General features: G+C 70.4%; 1 protein-coding gene. It reads right to left on the bottom strand.

All coding sequences use genetic code 11. The features are described 5' to 3' along the window. Positions 1 to 142 precede the first annotated feature (142 nt). Positions 143 to 448: a YtxH domain-containing protein gene (locus ACFVYN_RS40470; protein WP_390007745.1), complete on the bottom strand. Its 306-nt coding sequence runs from the start codon at positions 446 to 448 to the stop codon at positions 143 to 145. Between the last annotated feature and the right edge of the window lie 183 nt (positions 449 to 631).

Below are 631 nucleotides of genomic sequence, written 5' to 3'. Positions count from 1 at the left end.
ATCTCGGGTCACCGGCCCCACCCGCCTACGACCCCCAGCGCGAAAAGACTCTGGGCGTTGGGTCCCGGGGGGGCGCGCGCCCGGGGGGGGGGGCCGGGCGCCGCCGGCCCCGCCCCCGCGAGTGGGTCGCGTCAACGTGGATTCACGGGGTGCTCGAGCCCCAGTCGTCCTGTGCGGTGCCGTTCGGGTTGCGATCCCGCAGCGAGCGCACCCGCTGGGTCACGGACTCCGGCACCCGGTCGCCCACCTTGTCGCTGACCGCGTGGTACGCCTTGCCGGCGAACTGGCGGCCCTGCTGGGCCGCCGTCTCCGCGGTGTTGCGGACGGCGGGGTTCTGGGAGACATGACGGGCGGACTTCTTCAGCTGTTCGTAGCGCTCGCGCCCGGCACGGGTGCCCAGCACGTAACCCAGAGTCAGTCCGACCACGAACGTGAGCTTGTAACGCATGGCGGCCACCCTTCCTTGCGTAGGTATCCGGTGCGACGTCGGTGTCGGTATCGGTGCCGGGGGGAACCGATTGGCGGAGCACCCCCCTGCTTGCGCTAATGTATGTGTCGCAGAGAGCGCCCGCCCCCTGGCGAATACCCAGGGAGATGCGTTCGATGCAACGAGGCGATCCTCCGTAGCTCA

Origin of the sequence: Streptomyces sp. NPDC058307, from assembly GCF_042880295.1 — a bacterium.
In the GTDB taxonomy this organism is placed as follows: domain Bacteria; phylum Actinomycetota; class Actinomycetes; order Streptomycetales; family Streptomycetaceae; genus Streptomyces.
This window is presented reverse-complemented; position numbering and strand designations above follow the sequence as displayed.